Here is a 9,342-nt window from a genome sequence, read left to right as displayed (position 1 = left end):
AGGTAACCAGTGTTAAAATAACAACATTAGTAGATAACTATATTGATCTATTCTTGCCTAGCACAAAAAAAGTAAAAAGAGCACCTTTAATTTCTGATGGAAGCAGACCTGGTGGTTTACTCGCTGAGCATGGATTATCTTTATTAATAGATGTATTCAACGAATCAGAACATCATCAAATTTTATTTGATACAGGTATGACTGACATCCCACTACCCTATAATTTAGAATCCATGGGTATTAATCTAGATAATGTTGAAGCTGTTGTGCTAGGGCACGGCCATCCTGATCATTTTGGTGCGTTAATAAGAATATATAGAGACCGCCTAGTTCCTAGACATGCCCCACTTGTAATTCATCCTGAAGCCTTTAAACAAAGATTAAATGATTTTGGTGGTCATATAAGGATTTTAAAAAGATTAGATAAAACAACCTTAAATTTTTTAGGTGTCAAGATTCAAGAAAATAGATCTCCAATATTATTAGGAAATAATACAATTCTAATCACAGGTGAGATTGAAAGGGTAACAGATTTTGAAAAAGGTTTCCCCCCGGCACGTAAAATAGAAGATGGACAAATTAAGCCAGATACTGCTATTATAGATGAACAGTCACTTGTTATAAATGTTAAAGATAAAGGTCTTGTGATACTCTCCAGTTGTGGTCATCCAGGCATCATTAACACTATTTTATATGCTCAAAAACTCACAGGTGAAAAGAGGATATATTTTGTCATGGGCGGTTTTCACTTGACAGGTCCTATATTTGAACCATTAATTGAGCCAACAATAACTGAAATGAAAAAATTTAATCCTGAAATAGTAGTTCCCACACATTGTACAGGATGGAAGGCAATTAATGAATTTGCTAAGGAAATGCCAGACAAATTTATTCTTAATAGTGTTGGAACAAGCTATATATTGTAAAATATTAATATTAATCAAATAAGCTTATTATATACAATTCTAAAGATCCTTTTTTGAGGGGATAAAGGGCACTAATATTAAGAGAAATACAAAGATATAGGAAAGTATTGCAAATATATGATTATATCCAAGCATAGCAGCCTGTCTATTGATTTCGCCTTCTAATAGCTTTACAGTAGAACAATTAGGGATGTTTATGACGTTTGCATGTTCAATGCCATCTTTAACCGTGTCTAGCCAATTGGTAGTATGTATATTATAGAGGTTTACATTATGCACTATCATTGCCCTATAATGGTTTACCCCTCTATCAGCTAGGGTTGCAAATACTGCTATGCCAATACTACCAGCAATTTGCCTACCAAGATTATAAAGCCCACTCGCTGCTTGAATATCAGAACCTTTTACTTTTGACAAGGCAATTGTACTTAAAGAAACGAATAATAAACCAAAACCAATACCTTGTATAAATTGAGGCCAGAATATGCCCCAAAAATCAACATATAAATTCATGCGAGAGAGCTGATAAAAACCTAACGCAGAAAACATCAGTCCTGTTGCAATAATAATCCTTGGTCCAATTTTTTCATAATATGCACCAGCTAAATACATTACTAATATCATTGAAATTGCTCTTGGCATTAAAGCAACACCTGTAGTTATTGGTGGATAGTCTAGTAATTCCTGTAAAAAAAGTGGGATTACAAATAAAACAGAAAGTAGAGCCATTTGAAGCATGCTCGATATAAATGTACCAATACTCAACATAAAATTTCTAAACAATTTTAGGTCAACTGCGGGCTTTTTTGTCATAAGCTCTCTAATTATAAAGGTAATTATCCCAATTATTGCAATAACAAATAGTGTTTTTATATAATTAGAAGAAAACCAATCTTCATGTTCGCCCTCTGCAAGCATAATTTGCAGCGCACTAAACCCAATTGTCATAAAAATGAGCCCTGGTATATCAATATAACTTCGCTCTCTTTTTATATATGGTGGATCCTCTATAAATTTATACACCAAAAAGGTTGCAATAATACCAAAGGGAATATTTATATAAAATACCCATTTCCAATTGAAATATTCAACCATATAACCACCAATAACAGGTCCAACTGCAGGACCTATTATTGTCCCCATACCAAAAATACTCATAGCTAAGCCTTGCTTGTTTGAAGGAAAACTTTCCCTAAGAACAGACTGAGCTATTGGTATTAAAGCACCAGCGCCAATACCCTGAAAAATTCTCAATATTACAACTATTATTAGGTTATCAGCATATATATAAATCAAAGATGATAAAGTGAATGTGGCAACTGAAAAGAGATAAAAATTTTTCCTTCCTACCCATTTGCTAATAAGTGGTATTATAGGCATTATAATAATTCGTGCTAAAATAAAACCCGTTGATACCCAGGTTATTTCTTCAATTGAGGCGCCTAAATATCCTCTCATATATGGTATTGCTACATTAACACTGCTTGTATTGATAGTACTCATCATAGAGCCTAATAGTACAGTTATACTAATAATAAATAGATATTTATTTTGTTTTTGATCCATTTATATTAAATTGACTTATAATAAACAATCTGTCTAGAAAAAATTATATCTAGATATTTGTTGGCAATAGAGCTGAAAAAAGCTAATTAGGATGTGTTAATTTAAATAAATTAAGTATAATATATAATAAAAAAGCACACGGCCCCCCTTTTCTAATTAATAAAGAGCCGTGTGAAGCATGTTTTTTACTTAAATGGTATTATAGTATATCTATAGCCCATTTGTTGTAAAGTCTTACCTAAGTTTTGTAATGCCATTGGTGTCATTGATTCACCAGTATTCTCGCCTCCGGGATTAACAGGTTGAACAGGTATAATAGTTGCTTCTGATTCGTTATCAGCCACCTCTTCAGTTTCACCTGGTTGTTCCTCTTCTGCTGTTTCCTCTGTTTCACTAGGTTGCTCTTCCTCAGCTAATTCTTCAGTTTCGCCAGGTTGTTCTTCACCTGCCACCTCTTCAGTTTCTTCAGCTTGTTCTTCTTCAGCCACCTCTTCAATTTCACCTGGTTGTTCTGATGGCTGTTCTAGTGGTGGCAATAATCCAGTGGTAGCTTCGTCAACCTCTCCTTCAGTTGGTGGTGTCATACCTTCTTCATCCGGTGGTGTAGTCTCTTCTCCAGCTACAGGTGGCACGACTTCTTCATCAGGCGCTTGTGTCATCTCTTCTTCAGCAGGTGGTGTGACACCTTCTTCAGTTGGTGGCATATAACCAATCCCTTGTTCAGTACCACCTAAATCTCCTGTTTCTTCTATAGGTGCTTCCTCTTCGGGTGTCTCTATTCCCAAAAGTGATCTAATAAATCCAATTATTCTAGATATTATTCCACCATTTGTTGCAGTTGAAGCAGTCTCTTGTCCAGTTGAAGCTGATCCTTGTACGGCTTTTCCTTTTACACCAGGTGCATAAACAAAAAGCAGGGCTTTGTTGTTTAATTCTCCTGATTCTACAGATCTAACCGCCTTATTATAGCTCATATTCTTAGCACCTTTGATAGGCAATTTGTCCAACCCACCTTCAGTCAAGTTAATTAAACTAGTCTTATCTAGTTGTGAGAGTGCTAAATTTTCAGGTAGGGCTACCATAAGATAGGCCTTTGTGCTACCCTCTGATATTCTTGTTGCATATGCATTTGATAATATCATTGGGCACGTTAAGATAAGGGTCAATAAAATTGTTATCACCCCTTTGATAGATTTCATCATACATACCTCCATTTTCTTTTTATAAGGGCGCCCTTTATTTAGAGATCAATTGTTGAATATAAAGTTCAAAAAAATAAAAATTTTTTTATAATAATATTTTAAATAATTTAGATTATATAAAAGTGTGTTTAATTAAAGATAAATATATAGGCTATGAAACTAATAGACCATTTGCTATTTCTTTTAACCCACTAAAGACAAAAGAAGAACTTTTATGCACTGATTCATTATCTAATTGAAATAAATATTTAATTACATTATCTAAATTATACCTCTCTTCTACCTGCTTTCTAGAAGCATACCTCATATTGTTATATGCAAAGGGATTTTCTCTTATTAATAACATTAGTTTTGACAGCTCTGTTACCCATAGATTTATATCAATATCCAAAGCATAGCCAGTTACATTTTCTTTTATTATCTCCTTAGGACCACCAACTTTAGAAACTAAAGCAGGCAAACCACTTGCTTGAGCCTCTAACACTGCCATCCCAAATGTGTCAGTAGTGCTTGGAAATAGAAAAATATGTGAATTACTATATATATTATTTATTTCACTATGTAAAAGTCTGCCTAGAAATTTTATCTTTTTAGAGGCATATTTATTTTTATATTCCTCAAAATCTGGACCATCACCAGCTATATATAATACAAAATCATATTTTGTTTTACTTTCTAATTTACTGACAACCTTAAAGAGAAATTCTAAATTCTTGTCCTTTGAGATGCGACCACTATAAAGTAATTGTATTTGATCTTGTTTATAATCTTTCTTAATCTTTGCAAATGAAAATTTTTTTAGATCAACCCCTCTTCTAAAAATACCAATATTTTCTGTGTTATAACCTCTTTCTTTCAATATATTAATATACTCATATGTGGGGACTAAGAGATTGCTTGAAAGGTTATAAAACCACTTCATATATGAATCAACTATCCTCACAATATGTTTATCATCTGTAATTTTATCCACCTCTTCAGCAAAATCAGTATGATAAATGTTTATAGAGGGAATATTTAATAACTTTGCCATCATTATTCCGATAAAACCCATAGGACCTGGCGTTGATATATATATCTCAGTTGGGTTATATCGGTATACCTCTTTTAACACATTGAGTAATGACGGAACTTTTATTATTAATGACTTATAGTAAGGGAGTGTAAAATCATATATAGGTTTTATTATTTTAACATTTTTAGGTAATATTTCATTTGATTCTCCTTTCTTAAGGGATGCAAATAATAATAAATTATAATTTTCTTTATTTGCTTTATTTGCAATTGTTCTTAAGGTTGTAGAAACCCCATTTAAATCAACTAAGGTATCAGTAAACCAAAGAATTTTCTTCTCACTTTTTTTATCAATATTTTTATTGAAAGATTTTTGTAGTTTGTTTAGCAATGTTCTATCTTGATACATAAACTTAAAAGAAGATAAAAAGGGTGTAGCTAATAATATACCGGGGAAAGAAGAGGATAATGTTTTAACAATATCTACTAAATTAAAATTCTTAAGGTCTGTGTCTATTGATTTTAAAACTGATGCCATATATTGATCAACAATAAGAGCAACCTTATCATAGAGATAATCAATTTTTTCATCAATATCTAGAGTATGAATCTTATCTAAATCATCTATAATTTCTATAAATGATCTAGTAAAACTATTGTCATTCTTTCTTAATGAGTGCCTAAATTTACGTAGCCTCATTTTATCAAAGAAAGACAGTCTCTCTTTTTCAAATATATATTCTGTAAATTCAGAGAGAGCAGATTTTGCAAAATATGTGCTCTTACTTTTTGCAAACTCATAGGCAACTTTATATATAGTAAAGGCAAAACCCTCAAAATTATTTTCTCTACCCTCAGCATAGGTTTTTTTATTTTTTAATGCCTCTATAAAGGTTTTTTTGTCAACAGCTTCCTTTGAAACGGTATAGGTTTTGCCAATAAAAATACCAGCGTGGTCATCTGAACCACCAGTATATCCCTTGATCCATGAATTTTCGCTAAAGGGCATAATATCATATTTTTTTGATAAATTATTAATATCTGAAGGTGTCAAGTTGTCTAAAATATCTTTTAATACTATATTGTTTAATGGGTTGCGACCACCATTTATTACCTCAAAATTATCAAATAACAAAATTAACTTCTTAATCTCATCAATAGTTAGCCTATTATTTATGTTAAATGTTGCATGAGCAACTGAATGCGCTATATTCTCTTCTTTTATGTAATCGCGTAAATTATAAATATTATCTCTAATTTGCTGAATTTTTCTAAATTGTTCTTCCCTTATATCATACAATAAAAGATGTATTTTACAGCCATTTTCTGGGAAATAGGTGGTTGACTCTACACCGACAATAACTCTATCAGGATATTTTTTCTCTAATTGTAAAGCACCATCAATCCTGTTATGATCTGTTATTACAACCAAGTCCATACCCCTTTTATTTATAGCAGTATTATATAAATAAAAGGGATCTGTATAGGATTCAGAGGTACCAATCTTTTGCAAAAGCCATTCTGATGGCCTCTCTGAATACTTTGTATGCACATGCATATCAACCTTTATCATTATAACCCCTCCTTTGCTTAATTGTAATATAGTCTGAGATTGTTATAGAAATATTATAAACATGTAAAAAAACATTAAATTTAGTTTAATTGTTTGTTTTAAATTAAAAATTCATATAAGCTTGCTCAAAAAATAAATTAATGGAGAAATAATTTGGATATAAACTTTATATTCTCAAAGGAACTTAAGCAGTCAAAAATATTTATATTAAATTTAGAGGATATTGCACATCTTTTAAAAAAATCTTTGAATAATTCTATATTATACAACGATAATTGCGCAGATTTTAATATAGAATTTTTGCAAGTTAATGATTTAAACACAAACTTCAAAATTAATTACAACTCAATAATAAAAAGGCTAAACATTATAGGCAGATCACCTATAGATATAATATATGGTACATACTTTTTTCTAAGTGAAATCTTAAATTTTTTCTTTTTACATCCTGAAGAGATAAGCATACCACAATATAAAGATTTAAGTTTCTTGAAGAGTTTTAATTTTGAAGGGGAAGCAAAATTGAGTACAAGAGGAACACATCTTCATACGTTACACCCAATAGAACTAGCCCATTTTCTCTATGAAGAGAATGCAAAACATTTAAAATATATTGAAAACTATATTAAACATCTAGTAAGAACTGGTAATAATACCTTCCAATTCTATCTATTAGAGAAAACAAACTTAAGAGGTTTTGCTAATCATTTAAAAGATATAATCCCTTTTGCCCATGATAGAGGTGTAAATGTTGGTATTATGTTATCACTTTTTAGAGTCCAACAATATTCCTATAAATTGGTCAATCCATTTAAATGTTTTAACCTTTTAGATGATTGTAAGAGAAAATTAGATATGATCCTTGAAATTCCTTTTGACTATGTTGTAATTGAAACCCCCTTAGGCGAATTCTTGCCTGATCTAATGAAAATAATACCTAAAACTATAAAAAAAATTGAAGACTATATAATAAATAAAAAAAGGACCCCCCTTTATTATTCAAAACATATTGTAAGAAAGGACCATTCAATAATGGAGCCAATTAACAAGCTTAAAAGTAATAACGAATCTCAGGCTGGCTTTCTTTTTAGAACAGTAATGTGCTACTCCTTGATAGATAAAGAGATTAATGCCTATGAGAATAAGAATTTTTTCTTTGTCTATAAAAATATGGAAAAATACGCTGGCAAGAAAAAGATTTTATTCTGGCCAACAGCAGCTTATTGGGTAAGCTTTGATAATTCAATTCCACTATTTTTAATGCCCTACTTTAGGGCTAGATGTTTAGATGTAGAATTATGTAAAAAACTAAAGATTGATGGCCATATTATTTTCTCTTCAGGTTTTGAGTGGGGAGGATTCTTAGTTGAATTAGCAACCTCTAACTATTTATGGAGCTTAATACTAGATGAAACAAATATAAACAATAACCCCTTCTATTTGTTCAAAAAATTAACCCTCAGAAATGATGGGCTTTTTAAAATAATCAGGGATATTTATAGTTTATTAAATTATTATTTAATAACTAAAAATTATTTGCCTTACATAACCGGTGAGGACCCATTTATCGAATTTCCACTCTTTAATTATACCTTTCAGCCCCGTCCTAAATACTCACTAAAATATGCAAGAAGAAATATAAAAGATAGTGAAAAAATAAATTTAATAAAAGTGTTGCAGGATTTAGAATCTTGTAAAATAAAAATTGAAGATAAGCTAAAAAACTATAAAAATATTCTAAATAATAATTATAATTATACTAATAGTTACAAGATACTAGATGAGATATATAAATATATACAAGTACTAGTTTTTAGAATTAAACATAGAATATATATATATTATGCGGCACTAATAGCTAACAATAGAAAAAAACTCCCTTTTAGAGGTAAGATTTTTTTAGTTAGAGCAAGAAAGACAAGAAAAGAGGCAAAAAAAATAATTGAGGAAGTTATAAAAAATTTTAGATATGACAAATACTATATTTATGAAAAAAGGGCAAATAAAACAGCCTATGATTTTTCCTATTTCTACCCAGCATACTCCTTATTTTTTTGGGAGAGAGAAGAACAAAAAATACTAAATAATAAATTTAATCCTCTTTTTATGAAACTTTGGAATTTCTCAAAGATTATTGGATTAAAATGATTCCAACAACCATTCAAAAAATTAATTACTAACCTCATTGAAGTTATCATACCTTAGTTGCTGATCCATAAAGCTTTCAGTATTGTCAACCCTAACTTTTCCTTCTTTATCTAAATATAATCTTGAATGTATCATAACACTGTACTGTGGTATACCGTATCTTTCTTTCACCTTATTATATCTCTCAACAACTTCATCCCTAAGCTCAGTATCCAAATATTGGCCATAGGTTTCTATCAGCCTCTTTGCAGCATTTGCATCTGCCTCAGATTTTATTCTTTGAACCTCAGCCAAAAGCTTAGAGACACCTTGCCTCATTCCATCTATATCATTTACAACAAAATAGGTCTTCCCATCAATAACCTCTTGACTAACAGCCTCTGTATTATCCATAAGGTACCTTACTATCATATTTTCAGCAGCTCTGTGTGCCTCTTGAATCTTTGTAGCATTGGGAAAATCTTTTAGCATCACAAGTGTACTTCTAACAAAATCTCTATAACCAGCAGCTGCTGCTTCTTTTGATAAAATACCCATTTCGGCAGTCTTTGGATCTAACATGTTCCACAAAGCAGTCAAATCTGCCCTAGCCTCTTCTAATGTATTATAATAACCACCTATTACATCGCTGGGGTTAATATCTTCTTTGCCTAGCGCCATCTTTCCGCCACCATGACCTGTTATCTCATGAAAATAAACAAGCACCTTATAGGCCTCATTGTCATACTGTAGAGCATAATCAACCTCATTAGGTAGGGCAAATTCCTCCAAAACATGAGAACCAAAAGATTTATCATAGCCCTTATTTATCGCATCTGTTGTATTTACAATTTGAACAGCTTTTGATCCATAATTATCTCGCAGATAAGCTTCGTTAGGCAAATTTATACCACTAATACAGCACGTTTGTGCA

The 9,342-nt window shown here is 31.2% G+C and carries 6 protein-coding genes; 2 read left to right on the top strand and 4 right to left on the bottom strand.

The features are described 5' to 3' along the window. The coding region (locus SVN78_06250) for an MBL fold metallo-hydrolase (protein ID MDY6821204.1) at positions 1-926 on the top strand (926 nt) is incomplete at its 5' end. Positions 927-965: 39 nt separating this feature from the next. On the opposite strand, the gene SVN78_06245 is transcribed toward SVN78_06250, so the two are convergent. The 3 genes from SVN78_06245 to SVN78_06235 all read right to left on the bottom strand — a co-directional run bounded on the left by SVN78_06245 (position 966) and on the right by SVN78_06235 (position 6,281). Then, complete coding sequence (locus SVN78_06245) at positions 966-2,492, bottom strand: DHA2 family efflux MFS transporter permease subunit (protein ID MDY6821203.1); 1,527 nt, start codon at positions 2,490-2,492, stop codon at positions 966-968. A 185-nt stretch (positions 2,493-2,677) separates the two neighbouring features. After that, a complete protein-coding gene (locus tag SVN78_06240; GenBank protein MDY6821202.1) occupies positions 2,678-3,694 on the bottom strand; it encodes a hypothetical protein in 1,017 nt (338 codons plus the stop codon). Between the two features lie 151 nt (positions 3,695-3,845). Next, positions 3,846-6,281 (bottom strand): glycosyltransferase, encoded by a 2,436-nt coding sequence (locus SVN78_06235; protein ID MDY6821201.1) that lies wholly within the window; start codon positions 6,279-6,281, stop codon positions 3,846-3,848. A gap of 153 nt (positions 6,282-6,434) precedes the next feature. Here SVN78_06235 and SVN78_06230 point away from each other — a divergent pair, with 153 nt between their 5' ends. Beyond that, on the top strand, positions 6,435-8,429 hold the full coding sequence (locus SVN78_06230; protein ID MDY6821200.1) for a hypothetical protein: 1,995 nt from the start codon (positions 6,435-6,437) through the stop codon (positions 8,427-8,429). Between the two features lie 21 nt (positions 8,430-8,450). Here SVN78_06230 and SVN78_06225 read toward each other — a convergent pair. Then, on the bottom strand, positions 8,451-9,342 hold an 892-nt coding region (locus tag SVN78_06225; GenBank protein ID MDY6821199.1), incomplete at its 5' end, for a dihydrofolate reductase.

Source organism: Deferribacterota bacterium (genome assembly GCA_034189185.1).
GTDB lineage: Bacteria > Chrysiogenota > Deferribacteres > Deferribacterales > UBA228 > UBA228.
This window is presented reverse-complemented; position numbering and strand designations above follow the sequence as displayed.